Consider the following 23151-nt stretch of genomic DNA (forward strand, 5'->3'; position numbering starts at 1 on the left):
TCACTGTCCCGGTTGTAGCAGGGTGCTTATGGCAATACGGTTCCATGCATTTATGGTTATTATGGCCATCAGCGCCTGTGCAGTATATTCTTCGCCCAGTATGCCCACGGCATTTTGGTAGGTTTCGGTTTTAACACCGCCGTTGCTTATTAGCGTAACCTCTTCGGCCAGGGCCAGTATGGCGCGTTCCTCAGGCGTAAACAGGGTGGTTTCGCGCCAGGCGGGCAGTACAAAAATGCGCTGCTGGGTTTCGCCATACTTAAGGGCATCTTTAGTGTGCATGTCAAGACAGTAGGCACACGCGTTTATTTGAGAGGTGCGAATTTTAATAAGCTCCTTGTGGGTATGGCTAAGCGCCGTGCCGCCAAGGTATTTTTCAAGGCCAAACATGGCTTTAAACGCTTCGGGTTGGGTTTGCTGTAGGTTGAATCTGGTTTCCATGGTGTATTAATTTAAAAGTTATTAGTTTGAAAAATGTATTGATTTGTTATCTCTAATTGTCTGATACAAATTTCGTTTCGCTACACCACAATATTCTTAAACTGGTTTAAGAAAGGATTTTTAGATTTTTGGATGGTTAGATTTTTCGACAGGGGCGTATGCAGTAGATTCCGTTTTTCACGCCAGAGTGAGGATTCCCCTCCCTCGGAGGTCCCGATAGCTATCGGGACGTAGGGCGCGGTGAGGTAAATGCCTGTTTTTGAGAATAATTTTAAACACAAAGCCCACCAAGTCCACAAAGGGAAAAACACAAAGATTTTTATAGGTCACAAGCTATTGGTTGTCAAAGGCTTTGTGTCCTTTGTGCCTTTGTGTTTTAAAAAATGTAGCCTAACTACAAGCAACACAAATCTTTACTTCGTCAGTTCGGTCTTCGCCCTCGGGTGTGGCCTATAACACTAAAGACTTTGTGCCCTTAGTGAAAATCTTGGTGTCCCTGGTGTCAAAAAATAAGCCAGTGCAGCTTTATATGGGAAATAGTTTAAAAACCCAATCCTGAATGGACTGCGTATAGCCCGGGTTTCGTACTATGATATAAAAAATCCCGCAATAACCGTATTGCGGGATGTATCTAAAATTATCTTGTTTTACTGTTTGTCGCTTTCCTCATATAATCGGTCAAAGGCATCTTGTTTATGGGCAGCAGTTATTTGGCCTAACTGCCTGCGTGTTGCCCTGCGCATGTATGTGTATACGTCAGCATTTTCACTATAAACCTTCTCCATCAATACATATTGGTCATGAATCATCTCAACACCTTCGTCTACAGAAGCAAAATCTGTTTGTGCTATGTTGGTGGTTAGCCAGGTTCTAACAGCTTCTTTGTCGCTTATGTGCAAGTCAGGAGGTGTTGCGCCATGCAACATTTTTACCATTTTTATGGTGTGACTGGTAAATTGTTTATACGTTTCTGTGTCCGTCATTTCGGCATAACGCTTTGCGGCAATTTTACATTCTTCCGCTGTCAGGTCTTTTTTTACCGGCGGCAGAGAATCATTTTTAACCTGTGAATAGGCACTTGAAAATAAAAACAGAGATAATAAAAAAAGGCAATATTTCATATTTATTACTATTGAGGAAACATACTAACAAAGTTTATGATATACCATTGTGCTGCATCAATAACTACAGTGCAGCTTACTCCAAGTATTTTAAGGTTGAGTAAAAACTAAAATAGTAATTTTTAAATTATTAAAGCCAGGTAAATGCCTTTTTTATAAAAGGTAAAACCCTATGTTTGATATAACCACTTATTAGCACGGGCTGCCATTAAACTTTAAACCGTAAACCCTTAACAAATTAAATCAAAACCGTTAAATTTGCCCGACTTATAAAAACCATAACAATGTTACAAACAGCATTTATTAGAGAAAACAGGGACAAAGTAGTGGCGGCGCTTGCCAAGCGCAACGTTGATTTTGCCCCGCTTGTAGATGAGGTCATAGCGCTCGATGAGCAGCGCAGGCACACACAGGTGGAGCTTGATACCGTTCGTGCAGAATCCAATAAGCTGTCCAAAGACATTGGCGAACTCATGAAAGCCGGCGAAAAAGCAAAAGCGGCTATTATTAAGGAGAAAACCGTACAGCTTAAGGCCGATGAGGCATCGCTAAAGGAAAAGATAACCGTTCTTGAAAACGACCTGCTGCAGGCGCTGTACAAGCTGCCTAACGCCCCGGCCGATATTGTGCCGGTGGGCAAAACGCCCGAGGAAAACCTTGAGGTGTTTAAAAGTGGCGAAATACCTGCCCTGCACGAAGGCGCACAGCCCCACTGGGAGCTGGTAAGCAAGTATGATATTATAGATTTTGAGCTGGGCACCAAAATTACCGGTGCGGGTTTCCCGGTATACAAAGGCAAGGGGGCCAGGCTGCAACGCGCGCTTATTTCTTACTTTTTAGATAAAAATACAGCCGCCGGTTATAAAGAATACCAGGTGCCGCACCTTGTAAACGAAGCTTCGGGCTATGGCACAGGCCAGCTGCCCGATAAAGAAGGCCAGATGTATTTTGTGGGCGAAGACAACCTGTACCTTATCCCAACGGCCGAGGTTCCGGTTACCAACCTGTTCCGCGATGTGATTGTAGAAGAGAAAGACCTTCCGGTGCTGTGCACAGGCTATACGCCGTGTTTCCGCCGCGAGGCCGGTTCTTACGGTTCGCACGTGCGCGGCCTTAACCGCCTGCACCAGTTTGACAAGGTAGAAATCGTTCGCATAGAAAAACCTGAGAACTCTTACGAAGCCCTTGACGGCATGGTAGAACACGTAAAAGGCATTCTTGACGAGCTTAAGCTGCCATACCGTGTATTGCGCCTTTGCGGTGGCGATATGGGCTTTGCTTCGGCATTAACCTACGATTTTGAGGTGTTCTCAACCGCACAGGACCGCTGGCTTGAAATAAGCTCGGTGTCAAACTTCGAAACCTTCCAGAGCAACAGGCTTAAGCTGCGTTACCGTGATAAAGAAGGCAAAAACCAGCTGGCACACACCCTAAACGGCAGCTCGCTTGCACTGCCGCGCGTATTGGCAGGCATCATAGAAAACTACCAGACCCCGGAGGGTATTGTAATACCCGAGGTGCTAAGGCCATATACCGGTTTTGATATTATAGACTAAGTTTTTAAGCGATATTTTTGGAACGCGGATGACGCGGATTGGGCGGATTTTCACGGATTTTTATATCCGGGTAATCCATAAAAATCTGTTTCATCCGCGTTGTGTATTTATCCTGCACGATACCTCATTCTGAATATATAGCACTTTTAATCTGCGTAAATCCGCCCAATCCGCGTTATCCGCGTTCCATCATACAAATTTTGGCACTAAAAATGCAGCACACAAACGTAAATCTGCGTACTTTGCGTTATTAAGATAATAATCTGCGTAAATCCGCCCAATCCGCGGCATCCGCGTTCTATGAGTGTTGCTAAATGAAAAAACTATTCCTGTATATAACCTTCCTGCTCTCGGTTGCGGCCTTTGCCCAAAACGAGCAGCTGGCCTATAACTATTTCGAAAAAGGCGAGTATGAAAAAGCCCTGGTAATCTATCAGGACCTTGAAAAAGCCCAGCCTTACAATACCTTTTTTACGCAAAAGGTAGCCGCCTGCTACCAGCAAATGCAGCAGTATGATAAGGCTGCGGCAACCCTTAAGGCACGCGTAGATAAAAACCCGCAGCCGCTGTTGCTGGTGGAACTGGGCTATAACTACCAGCTGCAAAAAGACCTTCCGAATGCCGAGAAATACTACAACCTGGCCATAGACGAGATAAAGAAAAACGCATCGCACGTGTATAGCGTGGCCAATGCGTTTGAGCAAAAGGTGCTGCTTCCACAGGCGCTAAAGGCCTATGAAACCGCCACCGCCGCCAACCCGCAAATGAATTTCGATTACCAAACGGCGCTGCTTGAGGGCCAGCAGGGCAACATGGCTAAAATGATAGACAAGCTACTGGCCTATGCTTATGCCAACCCGCAAAACCTCATGATGGTGCAAAACCAGCTTTCCCGGTTTATGGAGGAGGATGGGTCAGACGCGTTTAACGATGCACTGCGCAAGGCGTTGCTGGTCAACACCCAAAAAACGCAGGACATCTTCTGGAACCAGTTTTTAAGCTGGTATTTTGTGCAGAAGAAAGACTACGGCAAGGCATTCATACAGGAAAAGGCCATCTTTAAGCGCGAACCCCAGCTGTTTGGCAACATAGTAAACCTGGCAAAAATGGCAGCCGATGAAAACGAAGATGCCACCGCCCGCGAAATTTATGCTTTTGTTTTACAAAATACCACCAATGCAGATGTGCTTATGGATGCCAACTACAGCCTGCTGCTTATGGATATTAAAACCGCACAGGAAAAAGACTACCCCGCCATACAGCAGCGCATAGACAGCCTCCTGGCCGATTTTGGCGTAAGCCCGTATTCGCTTGATGTGCAGGTTATGAAAGCCGATTTCCAGGCGTTTTACCTAAAAGATACCAAGGGCGCCATTGCCACGCTCGATGCCGCGCTTAAGCTGCAGCTTAACAAATACCAGGTGGCAGAGGTTAAGATGAAACTTAGCGATGTACTGCTGCTGGAGCAAAAATTCAACCAGGCCATAATATACTACGCCCAGGTAGAGGAAGACCTTAAAAACGACCCCGTAGGCCACCAGGCCAGCTTTAAAATGGCGCGCAGCAGCTACTTTAAAGGCGATTTCGACTGGGCGGGCAAACAGCTTAAGGTGCTTAAAAGCAATGCATCGCAGCTAATTGCTAATGATGCGCTCGAAATTTACCTCCTCATTATAGACAACACCGCCGAAGACAGCCTGCAAACCGCACTTAAAAAATTCGCTAAGGCCGATTTTAAGCTGTACCAAAACAAAAGGGCAGAGGCGCTGGCCGATTTCCAGGAGCTATTGGCGACGGATAAAACCGAGAGCATACAGGATGTGACCCTGCTCCGCATTGGCGAAATCTACGAAAAACAGGGCCAGTATGACCTGGCACTTAAAAACTATGCCGAGATTATCGAAAAGTATAAAGAAGGTATTTATGTAGACGAGGCGTTGTATTTTTCGGCAGAGATTTACAACAAAAAACTAAACGACCCGGAGAAGGCCAAGCCACTCTACGAAAAGGTAATCTTTGAGCACCAAGACAGTATTTACTTTGTTGAAGCCCGCAAGCAGTTCCGTGCACTAAGGGGCGATACTAACAGTTAACCCTTAGCCCTTAACATGAAAAGCCTATACCTCCTGTTGCTTGTATTGCTGTTTTCATCTTGCCGTGAAAAAGCGGTAGCCTTGCATCAGCGTGAGGTTGCAGATTCGGTTCTGTTGGCAGATACAGGAGAGGGTAGTGAAGTATCTGAACCCGATAGCCTTCCGCGCAAAGAAACCCGCCTGCGCTATAAAAACTTTACGGTAGTTATACATGATTTCGACTTTAATGAGGCGCGCCAGGTATATCCTGAAGGCGAAAACCTGTACTATCCTTTTTATTCTGATGATCAGGAAGAAAACCGCCGTAATGCCCACGCCTTGCTTAACATAGGCGAGCGCGATTCGGCAAATTATAAAGAAACCCTCATTGTACTTAAAGATACCATTGGCCTTAACGAAGACTTTGGTGATCCTAACGACAGCCGTATAAACAACACCCTGATACAAATACTGCCCGGCAACAGGAAAGACACCTTTAAAGTCTCGTTTTGCTACCTTTCTACCCTTAACCAAATAGTTGACAGGAGGAATTATAAAGATGAAGAACTGGAGGCTTTGTACCTGGCGGCAGAAAGCCACATGGTTAAAGAGCAAACCCCTTATGTTACTATAAAAGATTCATTAGGACTATACTTCAGGGCGTTGCCCCACACGGCCGATATGCAGGCTGTAACCGTGGTAAATGGCGCTGTAAAACCGGTTAACAAGCCCAATACCAAAGAACAGGTAAACCAGGAACAAAAACAATGGGAAGATGAGGTGGCACGAATTAAGTATAAGTACGCACTTAACGACACCCTTGTGGTTATTCCGGGCGAGTATGATACCGTAGCTACCCTAACCCGGAACAAAAAGCTGTATGGCTATATGTATGATGCGTATTTGTTTAAAATTGAACGGTTTAGTAAAGGTAAAAAGGTTGAGACAAAGTATGTTGTAATAAGTATTTTATACGGCTGCTGATTACAGCTTTAGCCCATAAAAATTTACCACAAAATTATAACGCCCTAACCCCGCTTCGCACTACCTTTGTTATGGTTTTTTCGTCGAAAAATCCAATAATCGAAAAATCTAACAATCAAACCAAAAATGATAATCTATAACGTAACCAGCAATGTAGACGACAGCATAATCGATGCCTGGATGGCCTGGATGATGGACAGCCACATACCGGCCATTATGCAAACGGGCAAGTTCTACAAAATCAAGATTGTAAAAGTGCTGGGCGACCACCACCATCCCGGTACTACAACCTACTCGGTTCAGTATACCGCCGAAAACCGCGAGAAGCTTGAGGAGTATTATAACAACCACGCACCGGGTTTCCGTGCAGAATCGTATGCCAAATTTGGTGAGAAGGTATTGCAGTTCCGCACCGAGCTTGAAGTGGTGCAGGAATTTAAAATGGTTTAGACTACATTAGCCACTAATTTCACAAATTCACACTAATTGTATTGTTTATTTTATTGATGGTTAGCTATTTATGGCCTGTGCTTAAGGTGGGTTATCAAGGTTATTAATTTGTGTAAATTTGTGTAATTCGTGGCAAAAAACGCTAATTTTTAGAGTTAGTGGCAAAACCATAAAAAACCCCGATATTTGCACAATGGATAAAGTTAAAGCCAAAAAGCACCTGGGGCAACACTTTTTAAAAGACGAAGGCATAGCCCGCGATATTGCCGATACACTTACCCTTAACGGGTACACTAAAGTACTGGAAATAGGCCCCGGTATGGGTGTGCTTACCAAGTACCTGCTGGATAAGGATGTAGAAACATTTGTTATTGAAATCGATACCGAATCGGTAGACTACCTCAATGCGCATTACCCCAAGCTGCACGGGCACATTATATCCAAAGACTTTTTAAAATACAACATAGCCGAAGATTTCGGGCAGGAACCCCTGGCCATCATCGGCAACTTCCCGTATAACATTTCGTCGCAAATAGTATTCCGTGCTATAGAGCTGCGCGACCGCATACCGGAGTTTGCCGGTATGTTCCAGAAAGAAGTGGCCGAGCGCATTTGCGAAAAGAAAGGCACCAAGGCATACGGAATCCTCTCGGTGCTTACCCAGGCGTTTTATGATGCCGAATATCTTTTTACCGTGCCTGAGCATGTATTTAACCCGCCGCCAAAGGTAAAAAGCGGTGTACTGCGCCTGCGCCGTAAAGAAAACTACACCCTTCCGGTAGACGAAAAACTGTTTTTCCGTGTGGTAAAAGAAGCCTTTAACCAGCGCCGCAAAACCCTGCGCAACAGCCTAAAAGCCCACCTGCACACGCCGGAACTGAAAGCCGACCCGGTTTTCGACCTGCGCCCTGAGCAGCTATCAGTGGAACAGTTTTTAGAACTTACGCAAAAAATAGCAGCGCATTCGCAGCAATAGTGCATAAGGTTTTAACGGATTGTTTCTTAAAAACTCATAACCGGTTTAAGCTCCGTAGGAGCGACATATCTATAGCATAATAATGTCTGTGTTAGAGGCTTGAGTCCCGTAGGGACGGCATATAAACGACAATTATATCGGATTTCTCAAAAGCTTAGGTGTCTACTCTGTTTCTTATGCAGAAGCAGAGTACATATAGTATACAGTAAAGATAACAAGCGCTAACTAATACAGGTTGAGAAATTTTCCTACATTAGTGCACCAAATTAATTATCCTTACACAATGAAAAAAATACTCCTTTCCCTTACCCTGCTTGCAGGTGTTACTGCCATAGCCCAAACCACCTTAGTACCTGATCCGCTTTTTGAACAGGCACTTGTAGATATGGAAATTGATACAGATGGTTTGGTAAACGGGCAAATAGCAACAGCAGATGCCGAAGCGGTAACTACGCTTGATATTAGCTATCTGTTTGGATGGTCTGGCAATCCGGAAGATTATATTCAGGATGTAACCGGCCTTGAAGCTTTTGTAAACCTGGAAAACCTTACAATACGCGGAACTATGATAGATAATCTTGATGTAAGTGCGCTTGTAAAGTTAAAAGACCTAAATTGTGCCGATAATATGCTGGAAAGCATAGATGTCTCCAATAACCCGCTGCTTGAAATAATAATGGTTAACGGGGGTGGAGATGTATTGCCGCTTAATTCCATAAGTGAAATTGATCTTAGTAATAATCCGCTTATTAAACAAATAATTGCTATTGGCATTGGTAAGATTGACCTGAGAAACGGAAACAACAATCCCGATATGCTCATTAACGTAAGCGCTGGCGGATGGGGCCTTCCTCCGGAAGTAATTGTAGGCAATACCTGTATTGAAGTTGATGATGCACCAACAGCCCAAAATGGCGGTGCACCTTATTCTGAATGGACCATACAACACATAAACAGGTCTTATAATTATGCTGCCGAGTGTATTATGGGTATTGATGATATAGCTGCCAAAATATCAATATATCCTAACCCGGCCAGCGGTATTTTGTACGTAAATGCACCCGAAGGGGCATCGCTTCAAATTATAGATTTTTCAGGCAGGGTGGTAAGCCAGTATCATAACGTTAATCAGTCTGTTTCCCTGTCGGGTATTGCTACCGGTACCTACCTGGTTAAGCTTGTAAGCGGGCAGCAGGTTGAAACGCAAAAGATTATAATTAAATCCTAAAACCACATTTTCTTTAAATACAGGCAGGCTGTAATTTAACAGAAGGTAGTATCTTTGGGCTGCCTTACGGTGCTTTTGCGTGTAGGCACTTTATAGACATTACCCTTAAAAACAGCCGCCTATGGAGTTTAAAATCAGCAGGGACTTTCTTGCCCAGATAGAGCAATTGGTTAGCGAAAACCGTGAACAGGAGCTGTACCAGCTTCTCAACGAGCTGCACTATGCCGATATTGCCGAAATTATGGGCGAGCTGGATGACGCTGATGCTTCATACATTTTCCACATCCTCGACAGTGAGAAAACGGCCGAAATACTACTGGAGCTTGACGAAGAGGTGCGTGAAAAGATACTCCGCAACCTTTCGCCCAAGGAAATTGCCGAAGAGCTTGATGAGCTGAGTACCGACGACGCGGCCGATATTATAGCCGAGCTTCCTGCCGAAGTGAAGGAGGAGGTAATCAGCGAAATCCAGGACGTTGAGCACGCCAAAGACATTGTAGACCTGTTGCGTTATGACGAAGATACCGCCGGTGGTTTGATGGGTAAGGAGCTTGTAAGAGTTAACGAAAACTGGAACGTGCTTACCTGCGTGCGCGAAATGCGCGAACAGGCAGCAAACGTGCAGCGCGTACACTCCATATATGTTATTGATGATGAAGACCGCCTTAAGGGCCGCCTTTCATTAAAAGACCTGCTGGTTACCAGTACCAAAACGCCCATTAGCGAGGTATACATCCGCAAGGTAGATTTTGTAAAGGTAAATACCCCCGGTGTAGAGGTGGCGCGTATCATGCAGCGTTATGACCTTGAAGCCATACCCGTGGTAGATGAACTGGGCAGGCTTGTGGGCCGTATTACCATTGATGACATTGTAGACGTAATTAAGGAAGAAGCCGACAAGGATTACCAGCTGGCAGCGGGTATCAGCCAGGACGTAGAGGCCGATGACAGCATATTAGACCTTACCCGTGCGCGCCTTCCGTGGCTTGTTTTAGCGCTGTTGGGGGGCTTTATCAGTGTAAAGCTGCTCAACGGGTTTAGCGGCGCTATGAACAACCATAAAGAGCTGTTTTTCTTTACCCCGCTTATTGCCGCGATGGCCGGTAACGTGGGCGTACAGAGTAGCGCAATCATCGTTCAGGGTTTGGCAAACAACAGCATCTCCGGCTCGTTGTGGAACCGCCTTATTAAAGAGGTTTTGCTGAGCCTGCTAAACGGAACCATACTGGCGCTTATACTCATCATAGGCAGCCACCTGCTGCTCGATATGGGCTATGATGTGGGTATTACCGTAAGCATATCGCTTATTTCGGTTATTATAATTGCTTCGCTCATTGGTACGTTTGTGCCCATATTGCTCAACCGTTTTGGCATAGACCCCGCCCTTGCCACCGGGCCGTTTATTACCACCAGTAACGATATTTGCGGTATCCTTATCTATTTTACGATAGCCAAAATGATACTTGGGTTTTAAGCTATATAAGGATTAAATACCATGCCAAATATAAATAGTAACTTTTTCGATTTTGTTATCTTTAATATCATATATCAGGCTGCCAAATTCATCTTTAAGCCTTATTCGGTAATAATAAAGCCTTTTTATGTCTTCAATACGTATTGTGCTTAAAGAAAACAATGGGATTTGTGTTGAAACGGGATATTTGTCAATCAGTTTCTTTTCTGCGTCTCCTTGTTTAATACCGTTTATATCCCAACCAGAATCAGGATTGGTAATCACAACTGCAATAAGGTCTCGGCTAAAATAAATAGTATCACTTTCTGAATAATATGCAGTATCAAAAGCTGCCCATTTATTAGCTTCCGGTTCTAATAATTTAAAAGTACCGTGGTCATTATTAAAATTATCAATAAACATATCTAAAGGTTTACCTTGATATGAAATAGAATTTGCAGGTATTGAATCTTGCTCATAATCATCACGATAAACTGCATTGATTTGCCTGTTCAAAAATTCTCCAAAAAGATCTTTGCAGCTACCGGTAAAAGCATTGTTTAATAACCGGTCTTTGTTGAAGTAGGCTTTTTGTTTATCTGGAAATATAATCCATTGATTGGTTTTGTCTGTAAAGATGGTATCAGTAAAAGTTCCTGAAATTACAAACATATGTGGAATTGTTTCGCCGCCCAGTATACCTTCCTCACAATAAAATTCGCGTGATTTCCACTTTAACGCCGCCTTTTTTAAATTAAGTAATTTATTTATAAAATCCTGGTTACTGCTTTCGGCAGTAATATAAGTAAACAAGAATGCTTCAGACGGATATTTCACAAAGGTTACAACTGAGCAGGGACCATCGGTAAGTTCATCAATAAGCCGATAAGCTGTCAGGTGCATTTTTTCCTGTCCGAAACAGGTAATGCCGAAAAGCAGTATGAGGAGTAGTTGTTTCATAAGGGTTGGTTTATACTAAAGTAACGAATATCTGCCCGAAAAATTCTGTAATGCATAACTTTGTACTTCAACACTGAACTATGAACAACGAACAGCAAACAGTTAAAATCCTCCATATAGACTCTAACCACCCCACGCTGTGGCAGCAGCTGGAAGACGCCGGGTTTACCAATGAAGCCGATTATACATCTACAAAACAAGAAGTAGAGGCAAAAATAGCCGGGTACAACGGCATTGTTATCCGCAGCCGTTTTAAAATAGACCATACGTTTTTAGATGCCGCCACCAACCTGCAGTTTATTGCACGCGTAGGGGCCGGCCTCGAAAGCATTGACTGCGATTATGCCGAAAGCAAGGGTATACACCTTATAGCCGCGCCCGAAGGCAACCGCAATGCCGTGGGCGAACAGGCGCTGGGTATGCTGCTGTCTTTATTCAACAACCTGAACAAGGCCGACAGGGAAATACGCTCCGGGCAGTGGGTGCGCGAGGGCAACCGCGGGCACGAGCTCGACGGTAAAACCGTGGGCATTATAGGCTATGGCAACATGGGCAAAAGCTTTGCGAAGAAATTGCGCGGGTTTGACGTTGAGGTGCTGTGCTATGATATAAAGCCTTTTGTGGGCGATGCCAATGCAAAACAGGTTACCCTTGAAGAACTACAGCAAAAGGCCGATGTGCTGAGCCTGCACACCCCGTGGACGGAACTGACTGATAAAATGGTGAACACCGACTTCATAAACGCATTTGCCAAGCCGTTCTGGCTTATTAATACCGCCCGTGGTAAAAGCGTGGTAACGGCCAATTTGGCCGAAGCGCTTAAGAATGGTAAGGTATTAGGTGCGGCACTCGATGTGCTGGAGTATGAAAAGCTGTCTTTTGAAACCCTGTTTACCGATGGCGGAATCCCGGAAGCATTTCAATACCTGCTCAATGCACAAAATGTACTATTAACCCCACACGTGGCAGGGTGGACATTTGAAAGCCACCGCGGCCTGGCACAGGTTATTGTAGATAAAATTAAGGCAGTATACTTTGGCAATACAGCAAGCGATGTAGCCGAAGAACGCGTTACCGGTATTGGCGGGTTTTTCTTTAAGTCGGCTAACCCGGCCGCTTTACGCGAATGGTACAGCAAACACCTGGGGCTTAAGACCGATAATTACGGCAGTACCTTTTGGTGGACAGACGAAAAAGGCAACGCCGCCAGTACACAGTGGTCGCCCTTTACCGCTGATACTACCTATTTTGCCCCGTCTGAAAAGCAGTTTATGCAAAACTTCCGTGTAAGGGATTTAGACAGCCTGCTGGTAAAACTAACAGCAGAAGGCGTTACCCTTGCGGGCGAACCCGAAACCTACGATTACGGTAAGTTTGCATGGGTGCTCGACCCCGAAGGAAACAAGATAGAACTCTGGGAACCAAACGACAAACATTTGTTATAGAAGTGTTATAAAACATTATTGTAAAATACAGATTGGTTAATTTAGAATACTCAAAACAGGAGTATTACCCGAAAATCCTTAAAAGAGTAGGGCCAATCCAACTAAATTTTACAATTATGATTGAATGGTATTTAAAGGCAGTAAGAGACAATTATGCCAATTTTGAAGGCCGCGCTTCAAGGCCGGAGTACTGGTATTTCTTTTTAGCTAACTTTCTTGTAGGCTTTATTTTAGGCTTTATAGGTGCTATAGTGCCCATTGTTATGTACGTAAGTTATTTATATTCATTAGCAGTATTGGTGCCAAGTATTGCTGCAGCAGTGAGAAGGATACATGATGTTGGTAAAAGCGGATGGTACGTGCTGATACCTATTTATAATATTGTACTGTTAGCCACCGAAGGCCAAAACGGCCCTAACGAGTTTGGCCCTGACCCTGTTAACCCATATAACGAGCTTAACGATATCGGCAGGCCCGATGTATATTAATAAACTAAAAGTCCCGCCACATGGCGGGACTTTTTTATATTCTTTGTTTTTACAGCGCTTCTCCCTTTTCGGCCAGTTTGCGCTCCAGCTCAGCCTGAAACTCCTCCATAACGGGGCGCACAGTGCTCTCCGGCAGGTCGGCAATTCGTATATACATAAGCCCGTCTATGGCGTTATTAAACAGCGGGTCTACGTTAAAGGCAATAACGCGGGCGTTTTGCTTAATGTATTTTTTAATAAGTACCGGCAGGCGCAGGTTGCCCGGCTCTACCTCCTCAATAAACTTGTCAAACTTGTTCAGGTCGGCCTCAGCCTCTTCAAACACAAAATCTTTATCGGCATCCTTAAGCTTTACCTTATATTCCTTTTTAGGGTGCACATACTGCGCAATGTAAGGGTCATAGTAGTGCGATTTCATAAACTCAATCATAAGCGATTTACTAAAATCGCTAAACTGGTTGCTTATGCTTACGCCACCTATAAGAAATTTATGTTCAGGGTAGTGTAGCGTTAAATGCACAATGCCTTTCCATAGCAAAAACAGCGGCATGGGCTTTTGCTGGTAGTCTTTTATAATAAAGGCACGGCCCATTTCTATGCTCTTGCTCATCATATCATACAGCTCAGGCTCAAAACGGAAAAGGTCGTGCAGGTAAAACCCGTCTATACCATATTTTTTGTATATCTCGCTGCCAAGGCCCATGCGGTAGGCACCGGCAATTTGCTTGGCATCATCATCCCATAAAAACATGTGGTGGTAATACCTGTCATACTGGTCTATATCAAGGCTCTCATTAGTGCCTTCGCCTACCTCGCGGAAGGTAATTTCGCGCAGGCGGCCCAGTTCATGCAGTATGGTGGGGATTTTATCGGCAGAGGTAAAAAATACCTCATAATTTTTGCTTTGTAACAGCCTCGAATCGCCTTTGCGTAATTTTGCAATCTCTTCAAGAATCTTGTCTGCCTGTGCAGGGCCTGCAATTTGCTTGGGCTCTTTAGTAGTGGTTAGCTTCAGGTTAAGGTTGCTGGTATCTATAAGCTTGGTTTCTTTCTCAAACGGGTTGGCCAGCATATAGGTTTTCTTTCTCAGGAATTCGCCATACTCTTCAGCATTCTGGAATTCATCCTGCTCTGCAACCGATATGGGTTTGCCAATGCGCACCTTTATAACCCTCTTTTTTTGTGTTAACAGCTCGCTGGGCAGCTTGGCCGTGCGCAGGGTGTCGCTTAAACGACTCAGCCAGTAAAACAGCCTGCTGTTCTTAGCGTGGAAATAAATGGGCACTACCGGAACCTTAGCCTTTTTAATCAGCTTTATGGCACCTTCCTCCCACGGGCGGTCTACCATAAGCTTGCCGTCTTTGTAAGTACTAACCTCACCGGCCGGAAAAATCCCCAGGGGCTTGCCGTCGCTCAGGTGGCGCAGGGCATCTTTAATACCGGCCACGCTGCTCTTGGCATCCTTGTGGTTTTCAAACGGGTTAACGGGCATTACATAAGGCTTAAGCGGCTCTATGCGGTGCAGTAAAAAGTTGGCTATAATTTTAAAGTTAGGCTCCTTTTCTACCATTAGCTTTAAAAGGAGAATACCGTCTATGCCACCAAGGGGGTGGTTAGAAACGGTTATATAAGCACCGCTTTTAGGCAGGCGCTTCAGGTCTTCTTCAGGTATTTCAAACTTTATCTCAAACTCATCAAGTATGGCGTTTAGAAACTCCAGGTCGCTCAGGTGTTTCTGACGGTCATATATCTTGTTCATTGTAGATATCTTGAGGATTTTCATCAGGAGCCATCCTGAGAATGTCCCTAAAAAACCGTATTTGTCTGTCTTAATTGCTTTTGCAACCTCTTTAGGGGTAACTAAACTCATCTACATTATCGTGTTTCGGCGGAAAACAAAGATAACAATAATCCTTAAACGTTAACCTTTGCCGTTTTTTTTATTGAATTAACACTTCTTTTGCCGTAACGCCCTGTTATGTGCAACGTTACTTGGCGTGTACCCGGGGGCGGGCGTTTATTTGTACCACATCGTCTTTAATTATGGCATAGGCAATGTCATTTTCCTGCATTTCCATAACATAAGTGCCGGTAAATTCGCCAAAGGCAGGCAGTATCATTTGATGTTGCGTGCGAAAAAAACACGGCAGCTTCATGCTTTGCCTCCCCATGCCCATAAGGCGCACCGCAGGGTGTATATGGCCCGATAGCGTAAACAAACCCTCACGCTCTTCGGGGTGGTGGGTAAGCAAAAAACCGCCCGTAACCCATTCACTCACAACCGTTATGTTAATATTATGATACTGCTGTGGCGCAATAATATCGTGATTGCCTGCTATTAATATTATGGGAATACCCGTGCGTTCTGCCCACTCGGCAAACAGCTGCCACTCGTTATTGAGCGTGCTGTGAAATAAGTCGCCCAAAAAGCAGATGCTCTCGGGGCTAAAAAAATCTACGGCGGCATCAAGCTTCCTGAAATTGCTGAATAGTGCATTATCCGGCAGTGCCGCCCCAAACTTGCGGAAGTGCGATATCTTGCCCAGGTGCGCATCGGCAATAAGCAGCATCCGGCGCTCTGCCCAGTACAGCGCACCGCTGCAATGCAGCACAAAGCTGTGGCCGTTAATGTTGGTTTGTAATGTCATTAGCCATTTTTAAACACAAAAACCATACCCGCAGGCATGGCTTTATATTCAGAAGGGTGTTTTTTTAGTTTATGGCCAGCTTTTGCAGGGTGCTGCCTCCGTTGTGGCTTACCTGCACAAAGTATATGCCCTGTTGCAATGCGGCCGTATCTACACTGTTTTCAGCATTGTGTAGTTCCTGCTGCATAAGTATTTTACCACCCAGGTCATACACGGCAAGTGTGGCGCTCTCTGCATTCAGGTTAACGGTTACCTGGTTTTTTGCCGGGTTAGGATACAGGCTAAATACAGCATTAGTTACGTTTTCAAGGCCTGCGGTGCTGTCGGTAATTTTATAAACGGTGCCGTTGTTTTTTCCGGCCACATACAGTTCGCCGTCTATGTCTTCGCCAAAAGTAGCCAGGCTGCCGCTAAATTCAGCAGACCAGCTAATGGTGCCATCGGTAGCCACAATACCTATTTTATCATTACAATAATCGGCAAAAACATACTTGCCCTGTAGCGCGGTGTAGGTGTCGCCGGTATATACATAACCGCCGGTAATGCTGCATCCATCGCTTTCATTATGTGTATATTCGGCAAAGGGCGGGGTGTACATTTCAACCAGCGAGCAGCCATCGCTGTTGTATACCTCACTGCCTTCAAAGCAGCGCCAGCCATAATTAATGCCTGCTGCATCTGGCGCCACCTTGTTTATTTCCTCAATTTCTTCCTGGCCCACATCGGCAATCCATAAATCGCCGTTAAGCCTGTTGAATGAAAACTTCCATGGGTTGCGCAGGCCTGTAGCCCAAATTTCATCTTCGCCGTCTACGCCCACAAATGGGTTGTCTTCGGGTATGGTGTAGGTATCGGTACCCGTCACGTCAATGCGTAGCAGTTTGCCCAACAGCGAGTTTACATTCTGGGCATTATTGTCCTGGTCGCCACCCCCGCCACCATCGCCTTTGGCTATGTACAGGTAGCCGTCCTGCCCAAAGCGTATGCAGCCGCCGTTGTGGTTGGTTTGTGGCTGGTCCATAGTAAGTACTATTTCTGCACTTGCTGCATCGGCAACATCTTCATTGGTACTGCTGCGGGAGTAGCGCGCCACTACGGTATCGCCATCGGTATTATTATAGTACACATAAAAATGGCCCGAAGTTTCATAATCAGGCGCAAAGGCAAGGCCAAGCAACCCCTGCTCGCCGCCTTCAGTTATAAGGGTTGAAATATCAAGAAAATTGGTGCTGTTTACACTGCCGTCTTCGTTAAGTATTTTAATCTGCCCGCCCTGCTGCACCACAAACAGGCGGCCGTCTCCGGCATTGGTAATTTCAACAGGATTGGTAAAGCCTGTAGCGAATGATTGAAGTGCAATGGTTTGTGCAAACGCCATGCTGCCACACAGCAACAGGGCACTAAGTAAAGTTTTTTTCATAGCGGTTGGTATAAGTTGTTAGTATAAAGTTACTTATAAAACGATTGTGTAACTTTTTGGTTAACAAAAAATTATACAAAATGAAAGCGCCGCTATAATCAGTAGCGGCGCCTTCGGGGTTTGTGAGGAATTACATTTGTGAGGAGATTTCAGGGTTTGCGAGGGATATTATAAGTTATCAATCACTTTGTCCTTAGGATATTTTACACGGTAGCTTATCCGTACCTTTTTAGTTTCGCCCGGTGCCAGCTTCAGCTGCCAGGTAAGTATGCCGGTTTCGGCATTTACCGTGGCTTTGTCGCTTTGCAGCAGCTCGGCTTCAATTTCTTTATCGGTGCTTATAGGGTACTGGTCTTTCACCATAATTTCTACAGCATCTTTCTTATTGTTACGTATAGTTATCTCGTATGTAAACGTCTGCTCCTTAAATCCTGAAAGGAATTTAGTGCCGCTCTTGTCTACAATCTTCTCACGCTTCACCGATATTTTCTTATCCCTGCCCATGCTCAGGTTTAGGGTATCGGTAACCTGGTTAGGGTCTATGTAGGTTTTGCCAATGTACATACCGTCGAAGATAATATTGGCCTCTCCTCGCAATAGGTTGTATTTAGAATAGTCGCTCAGTTCAGCTAACAAAAAGGCTTCTTTTTCAACTTTAGGTACGCTGTAGTGCCTGTAGGTGGCCGGCAGCTTAATTTCTTTAAGGGTAACGCTGTGGCGCTTGCCGTTGCTCAGTATATCATACGGAATATCAATATCAAACGTAACGGCCAGCTGGTTTTCTGATATAGAGGTAAAATCATCAATACCCTGTTTGTCCCTAATGCCATAGCCAGCTACAACTACTTCCTCTAACTCTTCCGCTGCTTCAACATTTACTCCTGCAACCTTGCCCTGAAGGGTATTCATTACCCTATTACTATTGTTATATCCCATCATAGCCTGCCCAAACCGTAGCAGCCACGCACTGAGGAGGGGCGCCTGGCTGTTTTGGTTAGGGGTACCACTGCTCAGGGTTAGTTTTACTTTTTTCCAGTCTATGCCGGTATTTTGTACCACCTGTGCCTTATACAGCATATCAATAGGCTGTGCAGTGCCTTCGGCCCTCAGGTCATAAAAAGGTGTCCATGATGCGTTGTTGGTCAGGTAGGTAATGTTGAGCTCTACCGGCCCCGCCACATCATTCATCACTTGCAATACCAGTTTGCCCGATGACGTTTTTTCGGTATTCTTTTCAGTAACCGTAAGCCTGCCGTTGAGGTCGGTAAGCCTTTCGTTCAGTTTTTGTTCTTTCTCGTTAAAGGTGTTTATAGCCAGTGCGCACTCGTTGCGCTTTACCTTGTAGTAATCAACCATCTTGGTAAGCTCTGCCACGCTAAGCCCAGTTTGGCTGCCGTATTGCTGCGATGCCTTGTCCAGCATTTGCAGTGTGTTTTGCTCGGCAACACGAAGCGTGCGGTTTTTTTCGAGCTCTTTCTGTACGATGATAATACTGTCGCGCACTTTTTTAAGGGCGGGCGATGACTCGTCTACCTCAAATTCTGATATGTAGTTGTTTGTAAATTGTACCGATAGTACGGTTAGTGTGCTGGGTGCGCCTATTTGCACCGTGCTTTCATACAAATAGTCGGCCACGTTTTTTACTACCACTTCACTCGTACCTGCCGGAAGTGTAACGGTGGCACGCTGGGTAATTTCAGCGGCGTTAAAATATACGGTGGCAGCAGTAGGCTTGGCCGATGTAAACGCAGGCTTTTGTGCAAACAGCGCCCCGCTAAGTAAAACCAACCATAAAAATGCTCTTTTCATACGTCTCTTTTTATATAAAGAGCATTATGTTGGGGTAAAGGTTGGAAGGGAAGTAAAATTTTTTAGTTTTCAGTCGCAGTCTCAGTTTTCAGAGGGTGACGATTTTCAGAATCTAAACTGAAAACTGAGACTGCGACTGAAAACTACCTCATGGGCAGTATTCGCTTAAAAATGCCTCGATATCAGCCGGTTCAGAAAGGTTGAAAAATGTAAGGGTATCCCAGTCGGTAAGGGTCAAATTATACTGTGTGCCCAAAAAATGCAGTGCCTCTGCAATAGATTTCTTATCCTGTTCCTTACCAATAATACCGAACAAAAACACACATATCGCTTTTATATATCCATTTTCTTGTTCTGCAAATACCGTAAAAACCGATTTGCCAAAAGCCAGCGTACTGCCCGTAGCTATAATGTTGCCCCAATAATTTATCCAGCCGGCGCGTTTAAAGCCGTACTCATCAAATATCGACGAAAACGCATCCACACTGATTCCAAGCGATTGTATGGTAGTAGGCTTTTCCGTTCTTACATAGATGCCGTTATAGCCCATGCCCGTGTTGTGCTCTTTGGCAAACGCTTCAATCTCCCTGAATTCATTTAAAATGTGGGGCTTATTGGCAATAGGCAGTATTTCTTTCTGGTTATAAGCGTCTTCCCACAAAAAAGGTATGTACTCCTGTTGTGGAATAAAGTCTTCTTTTAGCTCCTTACGGGGCAACAGCACCACTACAAGTATGATGCATACAACGAGTATGGCAAAAAAAATGAGCATGATTGGCTGTTTACTGAAAACTGTGACTGCGACTGAAAACTATTCTTCTATATAAAGTACCAACCCTTTAAGGTAAGACCCTTCTGGGTGGAAAATATTTACCGGGTGGTCCGGCCCCTGCGAGAGCTTGTGCAGCACGCGTACTTTTCTTCCTGATTCTATGGCTGCCGCCGAAACGGTGTTGTAAAACAGCACATCATCAATAACCTGCGAGCACGAAAACGTGAACAAAAAGCCGCCTTTGGTTATGGTTTTAAGCCCCGCAATGTTAAGGCGCTTGTAGGCCTGTGTGGCGGTGTGCTTGCTTTTTATGTTCTTGGCAAAAGCAGGTGGGTCGAGCACTATAACATCATACAGGTTTTTGTTTTCCTTAAGGAAGTTAAACACGTCATCGGCCACAGCCTGGTGGTTACTCCCCGGGAAGTTAAGCTGCATATTTTCATCGGCCAGTTTTACGGCTTTGTCTGATATGTCTACCGATGTAACCAGCTGTGCACCGGCACTCATGGCGTAGATGGAAAAACCGCCCGTGTAGCAAAAAGTATTCAGCACCTTTTTACCTGCCGAATAGCGTTTCAGTAAATCGCGGTTTTCGCGCTGGTCTAAAAAGAAGCCTGTTTTTTGCCCCTCAACCCAGTTTACATGAAACTGTATGTTATTCTCTTTAGCAATGGTTTCATTAGCTGAACCAATCAGGTGAAAATCCGTACCCGTTTTAGGCAGCGTTTGCGCGCTCTTGCAGTATACGTTTTCGCAATACTCCGGAAAGGCAGCCTGCAGGGCATCGGCAATTTCGCGCACCTTAAGGTAAATCCCCGTGCTGTGCGCCTGTATTACAAACGTTTTGTTGTAGTAATCAATTATAAGCCCTGGAATACCGTCGCCCTCACCATGTATCAGGCGGAAAGCGTTGGTATCTTCAAAAGAAAACAGTTTGGTGCGCAGTTCCCATGCGGCTTTAAGGCGGTTGGCCCAGAAAGCCCCATCAAATGCTTCATCGCCAAAGGTAAGTACGCGCACAGCAATGCTGCCTTTATCGCTGTAAAAGCCTGTGGCAAGGTGCGTGCCGCTGTGGTCTGTAACGTTAACCATTTGGCCGTCCTCCAGCTCCTCGCTTACGCCATACACCGCCCCGCTAAAAATCCACGGGTGCTTGCGCAATACTGATTTCTCTTTTCCTTTATTTAATATAACTTTTGCGAATTCCATTTGTTTGTTTTTAATAGTGGGGGAACACGGATGACACGGATTTAACGGATAATTACGGATTTTTTCGATTAGCTTTAGCGAAGCTCACAAATCACCGGATTTCCGAATAACCAAATCATCCTAATACACCTTCTTGCCCAGGTCAAAGAAAAACTCGTCCATATCAATCGAGTCGGCGGCAAAAAGGTTTTCATAGTCAATTTTTATGCGGCTCCTTCCGGGTCCGGTAATGGCTACCTGCCCGTTTTGGCCTAAGGTATCTTCCGGGGTAATAAGGCCGCGGCGTAGCATAAGGTCCCGTATGTATTTGTTGTGTTTAACGGCATAGGGTTTCAGGTCGCCGGCAGTGTCAAACTTCCAGTTGAATTTCTTCGGGCTGGGTATAATGCTGGCCAGGTAAATGCATTCATCAAGCGTAAGGGACATTGGTGCTTTCTCAAAATAGTAGTGCGAAGCCTCGCCAATACCATACACGTCAGGCCCCCATTCTATTACGTTAAAATACACTTCAAGCATGCGCTGTTTGCTGGCAATGCGGTTGTTTTCTAAAATGTAAACCAACAGTATTTCTTCCAGCTTGCGCGAAAGGGTTTTCTCCCGGGTGAGGAATACGTTTTTAACCAGCTGCATACTTATGGTACTCGCCCCGCGTGCAAATTTCTTGGTCTTTATGTTTTTGATAATACTCTGTCGGAATGCCTCGGTTATAAACCCACGGTGGTTAAAAAACGACGGGTCTTCACTGGTAAGTACTGCCGCCCGCATAGCCTCCGGAATCTGGTCAAACGATGTGTAGTTAGGGTTTTCAGGCCCTACAAGCACGGCGCGTTGTGCACGGCCGTCTTCCATGGCACGATAGGTAAAGGTGCCGTTCAGCTTGCCCAGGTCGGCCTCGCCATATTTTGTAATTTTAAGCCCGTCTTTTTGCAGGCTGCTGTCAAACACAAGGGCGCTTGGTTTGTTCTTATTGTATAAAAAGTCAAGGCGGTAGCTAAAGCTGCCTTCGGCCTCCATACCCTCAAAATTGGTAAATAATCCGCGGGGCAGCGATACTATAAAATCCTGCGCAGCGGTTTTGGGTATGTTTACCTTAAGCTGGTATATGGTGTCTTCTTCAACGCTGTATTTGGCAAACGGGTGCACCTTAAGCTTGTTGAGCTGCACGGTACTGGTACTGTCGAGCGCTATAAAATCGCCGCCAAAAAGTATGTGGTAGTCAAAACGGGCGTTATCTATAACCACATCTTTCTGTGCCACGCGCGGGTGGTTTACCATAAAGTTTTCAATGGCTGCAAAGCCGTCTACGTGCAGTTCGCCGCCGTCCATTTCTATGCCGTCTACCTTTAGCTGTATGGCCTTAAACCCTGATTTAAGGTTGTAGCGCTGGCTAATGTAGGGCACCATTATTCGGGTGGTGTCGGTATTAAAAAATTTAAGGTCGCATTTGTGTCCGCGCGGGTCGGCCAGGCCTTTAACCTTCCAATGCTGGGTAAGGCTGTCCTCGACTACAGTAATGCTGCTTTCCAGCTGTTCATCGGCCAGCTTAAGGGTGCTGAGGTTAAGGTTTACCTTGCGGCCCATATCGTCTACGCGCAGCGCCAGGTTTTGCAGCACCATATCGGTAGGGATAAGGTTTAGTGCTTTGTTGATAATGTTGTAGGCGCGGTCGGCATAATCGCGTTCGGTGTCAGATGAGTCTTCGTCTTTTTTTGGTGATTTTAAAAACGCCCTGAAATTCCAGCCCAGGCTGTCTTTTTTTACAATCTGCACATAGCCGTTTTTCATGGTAAGGGTACCCAGCTGCACATTGCCAAAAATAATTTTGCCAAGGCTTACGCTGGTATTCAGCTCCTGTATGTTAAGCAGGGTGTCTGCCCCTTTGGGCACAAGGGTAATGCCTTTAACGCTTATGCCGTTAAGCCCGCTGAATTTGGCTTCCTTAACGGTAAAGGTGCTGTTGTAGTCGGCCTCCATTTTGTGCTGTACTTTTGCAATAACCTTTTGCAGCACCATATTACGGAAACCGAAAAAGCCCACTACAGCAAGCACAACAATAGTTGCGACAGAGATGAGCCCCCAGCGCAGTATTTTTTTAGTATTGAATTTTATTTTTTGCATG

At 45.2% G+C, this 23151-nt stretch carries 19 protein-coding genes and 1 pseudogene; 10 read left to right on the top strand and 10 right to left on the bottom strand.

What is annotated here, in order from left to right:
* Both AM279_RS15355 and AM279_RS15360 read right to left on the bottom strand, forming a co-directional pair.
* Complete coding sequence (locus AM279_RS15355; protein WP_054408909.1) at nt 1-441, bottom strand: carboxymuconolactone decarboxylase family protein; 441 nt, start codon at nt 439-441, stop codon at nt 1-3.
* A gap of 647 nt (nt 442-1088) precedes the next feature.
* A complete protein-coding gene (locus AM279_RS15360; protein WP_054408910.1) occupies nt 1089-1562 on the bottom strand; it encodes a hypothetical protein in 474 nt (157 codons plus the stop codon).
* Nucleotides 1563-1846: 284 nt separating this feature from the next.
* On the opposite strand from AM279_RS15360, the gene serS reads away from it, so the two are divergent.
* From serS to mgtE, 7 genes are all read left to right on the top strand, one after another.
* A complete protein-coding gene (gene serS, locus AM279_RS15365; protein ID WP_054408911.1) occupies nt 1847-3118 on the top strand; it encodes a serine--tRNA ligase in 1272 nt (423 codons plus the stop codon).
* Between the two features lie 314 nt (nt 3119-3432).
* Nucleotides 3433-5211 (top strand): tetratricopeptide repeat protein, encoded by a 1779-nt coding sequence (locus AM279_RS15370; protein ID WP_054408912.1) that lies wholly within the window; start codon nt 3433-3435, stop codon nt 5209-5211.
* Between the two features lie 15 nt (nt 5212-5226).
* Entirely contained in the window at nt 5227-6174 is a 948-nt protein-coding gene (locus AM279_RS15375; protein WP_054408913.1) for a hypothetical protein, read from the top strand.
* A 126-nt stretch (nt 6175-6300) separates the two neighbouring features.
* The gene (locus AM279_RS15380) at nt 6301-6624 is read left to right on the top strand and encodes a DUF4286 family protein (protein ID WP_054408914.1); all 324 of its coding nucleotides are present in this window, start codon (nt 6301-6303) and stop codon (nt 6622-6624) included.
* 193 nt (nt 6625-6817) lie between these two features.
* Complete coding sequence (rsmA, locus tag AM279_RS15385; protein WP_054408915.1) at nt 6818-7600, top strand: 16S rRNA (adenine(1518)-N(6)/adenine(1519)-N(6))-dimethyltransferase RsmA; 783 nt, start codon at nt 6818-6820, stop codon at nt 7598-7600.
* 283 nt (nt 7601-7883) lie between these two features.
* Nucleotides 7884-8828, top strand: coding sequence for a T9SS type A sorting domain-containing protein (locus AM279_RS15390; RefSeq protein WP_054408916.1), 945 nt, complete (start codon nt 7884-7886; stop codon nt 8826-8828).
* A gap of 121 nt (nt 8829-8949) precedes the next feature.
* Entirely contained in the window at nt 8950-10302 is a 1353-nt protein-coding gene (mgtE, locus tag AM279_RS15395) for a magnesium transporter (protein WP_054408917.1), read from the top strand.
* A gap of 12 nt (nt 10303-10314) precedes the next feature.
* On the opposite strand, the gene AM279_RS15400 is transcribed toward mgtE, so the two are convergent.
* Nucleotides 10315-11241 carry a hypothetical protein gene (locus AM279_RS15400; RefSeq protein WP_074961508.1) on the bottom strand — a complete coding sequence of 309 codons (927 nt, stop codon included), beginning with the start codon at nt 11239-11241 and terminating at the stop codon, nt 10315-10317.
* Nucleotides 11242-11321: 80 nt separating this feature from the next.
* On the opposite strand from AM279_RS15400, the pseudogene AM279_RS15405 reads away from it, so the two are divergent.
* The 3 genes and pseudogenes from AM279_RS15405 to AM279_RS15410 all read left to right on the top strand — a co-directional run.
* Nucleotides 11322-12278, top strand: a pseudogene (locus tag AM279_RS15405) (2-hydroxyacid dehydrogenase); the annotation flags it as partial.
* A gap of 42 nt (nt 12279-12320) precedes the next feature.
* On the top strand, nt 12321-12686 hold the full coding sequence (locus tag AM279_RS21065; protein ID WP_342351372.1) for a VOC family protein: 366 nt from the start codon (nt 12321-12323) through the stop codon (nt 12684-12686).
* Between the two features lie 116 nt (nt 12687-12802).
* Nucleotides 12803-13174, top strand: coding sequence for a DUF805 domain-containing protein (locus tag AM279_RS15410; RefSeq protein ID WP_054408919.1), 372 nt, complete (start codon nt 12803-12805; stop codon nt 13172-13174).
* Between the two features lie 49 nt (nt 13175-13223).
* Here the strand turns inward: AM279_RS15410 and AM279_RS15415 are convergent, their stop codons facing one another.
* The 7 genes from AM279_RS15415 to AM279_RS15445 all read right to left on the bottom strand — a co-directional run bounded on the left by AM279_RS15415 (nt 13224) and on the right by AM279_RS15445 (nt 23150).
* Nucleotides 13224-15044, bottom strand: coding sequence for a GNAT family N-acyltransferase (locus tag AM279_RS15415; RefSeq protein WP_054408920.1), 1821 nt, complete (start codon nt 15042-15044; stop codon nt 13224-13226).
* A 118-nt stretch (nt 15045-15162) separates the two neighbouring features.
* Nucleotides 15163-15822 carry a ligase-associated DNA damage response endonuclease PdeM gene (gene pdeM / locus AM279_RS15420; RefSeq protein ID WP_054408921.1) on the bottom strand — a complete coding sequence of 220 codons (660 nt, stop codon included), beginning with the start codon at nt 15820-15822 and terminating at the stop codon, nt 15163-15165.
* 64 nt (nt 15823-15886) lie between these two features.
* Nucleotides 15887-17242 carry a PQQ-dependent sugar dehydrogenase gene (locus tag AM279_RS15425; RefSeq protein ID WP_054408922.1) on the bottom strand — a complete coding sequence of 452 codons (1356 nt, stop codon included), beginning with the start codon at nt 17240-17242 and terminating at the stop codon, nt 15887-15889.
* Nucleotides 17243-17410: 168 nt separating this feature from the next.
* Complete coding sequence (locus AM279_RS15430) at nt 17411-19051, bottom strand: DUF4139 domain-containing protein (RefSeq protein ID WP_054408923.1); 1641 nt, start codon at nt 19049-19051, stop codon at nt 17411-17413.
* A gap of 148 nt (nt 19052-19199) precedes the next feature.
* Nucleotides 19200-19823, bottom strand: a complete 624-nt coding sequence (locus AM279_RS15435) for a hypothetical protein (protein ID WP_054408924.1) — start codon at nt 19821-19823, stop codon at nt 19200-19202.
* 39 nt (nt 19824-19862) lie between these two features.
* The gene (locus AM279_RS15440) at nt 19863-21032 is read right to left on the bottom strand and encodes a class I SAM-dependent rRNA methyltransferase (RefSeq protein ID WP_054408925.1); all 1170 of its coding nucleotides are present in this window, start codon (nt 21030-21032) and stop codon (nt 19863-19865) included.
* A 120-nt stretch (nt 21033-21152) separates the two neighbouring features.
* Nucleotides 21153-23150 carry a transglycosylase domain-containing protein gene (locus tag AM279_RS15445; protein ID WP_143090361.1) on the bottom strand — a complete coding sequence of 666 codons (1998 nt, stop codon included), beginning with the start codon at nt 23148-23150 and terminating at the stop codon, nt 21153-21155.
* Nucleotide 23151 lies beyond the last annotated feature (1 nt).

Source organism: Flavobacterium akiainvivens (assembly GCF_001278115.1).
Lineage (GTDB): Bacteria > Bacteroidota > Bacteroidia > Flavobacteriales > Flavobacteriaceae > Flavobacterium > Flavobacterium akiainvivens.

What these genes read in the sequence shown, in the direction of transcription:
- AM279_RS15355 (WP_054408909.1), bottom strand. Translation starts at nt 441, where the DNA reads ATGGAAACCAGATTCAACCTACAGCAAACCCAACCCGAAGCGTTTAAA.
- AM279_RS15360 (WP_054408910.1), bottom strand. Translation starts at nt 1,562, where the DNA reads ATGAAATATTGCCTTTTTTTATTATCTCTGTTTTTATTTTCAAGTGCC.
- serS (WP_054408911.1), top strand. Translation starts at nt 1,847, where the DNA reads ATGTTACAAACAGCATTTATTAGAGAAAACAGGGACAAAGTAGTGGCG.
- AM279_RS15370 (WP_054408912.1), top strand. Translation starts at nt 3,433, where the DNA reads ATGAAAAAACTATTCCTGTATATAACCTTCCTGCTCTCGGTTGCGGCC.
- AM279_RS15375 (WP_054408913.1), top strand. Translation starts at nt 5,227, where the DNA reads ATGAAAAGCCTATACCTCCTGTTGCTTGTATTGCTGTTTTCATCTTGC.
- AM279_RS15380 (WP_054408914.1), top strand. Translation starts at nt 6,301, where the DNA reads ATGATAATCTATAACGTAACCAGCAATGTAGACGACAGCATAATCGAT.
- rsmA (WP_054408915.1), top strand. Translation starts at nt 6,818, where the DNA reads ATGGATAAAGTTAAAGCCAAAAAGCACCTGGGGCAACACTTTTTAAAA.
- AM279_RS15390 (WP_054408916.1), top strand. Translation starts at nt 7,884, where the DNA reads ATGAAAAAAATACTCCTTTCCCTTACCCTGCTTGCAGGTGTTACTGCC.
- mgtE (WP_054408917.1), top strand. Translation starts at nt 8,950, where the DNA reads ATGGAGTTTAAAATCAGCAGGGACTTTCTTGCCCAGATAGAGCAATTG.
- AM279_RS15400 (WP_074961508.1), bottom strand. Translation starts at nt 11,241, where the DNA reads ATGAAACAACTACTCCTCATACTGCTTTTCGGCATTACCTGTTTCGGA.
- AM279_RS15410 (WP_054408919.1), top strand. Translation starts at nt 12,803, where the DNA reads ATGATTGAATGGTATTTAAAGGCAGTAAGAGACAATTATGCCAATTTT.
- AM279_RS15415 (WP_054408920.1), bottom strand. Translation starts at nt 15,044, where the DNA reads ATGAGTTTAGTTACCCCTAAAGAGGTTGCAAAAGCAATTAAGACAGAC.
- pdeM (WP_054408921.1), bottom strand. Translation starts at nt 15,822, where the DNA reads ATGACATTACAAACCAACATTAACGGCCACAGCTTTGTGCTGCATTGC.
- AM279_RS15425 (WP_054408922.1), bottom strand. Translation starts at nt 17,242, where the DNA reads ATGAAAAAAACTTTACTTAGTGCCCTGTTGCTGTGTGGCAGCATGGCG.
- AM279_RS15430 (WP_054408923.1), bottom strand. Translation starts at nt 19,051, where the DNA reads ATGAAAAGAGCATTTTTATGGTTGGTTTTACTTAGCGGGGCGCTGTTT.
- AM279_RS15435 (WP_054408924.1), bottom strand. Translation starts at nt 19,823, where the DNA reads ATGCTCATTTTTTTTGCCATACTCGTTGTATGCATCATACTTGTAGTG.
- AM279_RS15440 (WP_054408925.1), bottom strand. Translation starts at nt 21,032, where the DNA reads ATGGAATTCGCAAAAGTTATATTAAATAAAGGAAAAGAGAAATCAGTA.
- AM279_RS15445 (WP_143090361.1), bottom strand. Translation starts at nt 23,150, where the DNA reads ATGCAAAAAATAAAATTCAATACTAAAAAAATACTGCGCTGGGGGCTC.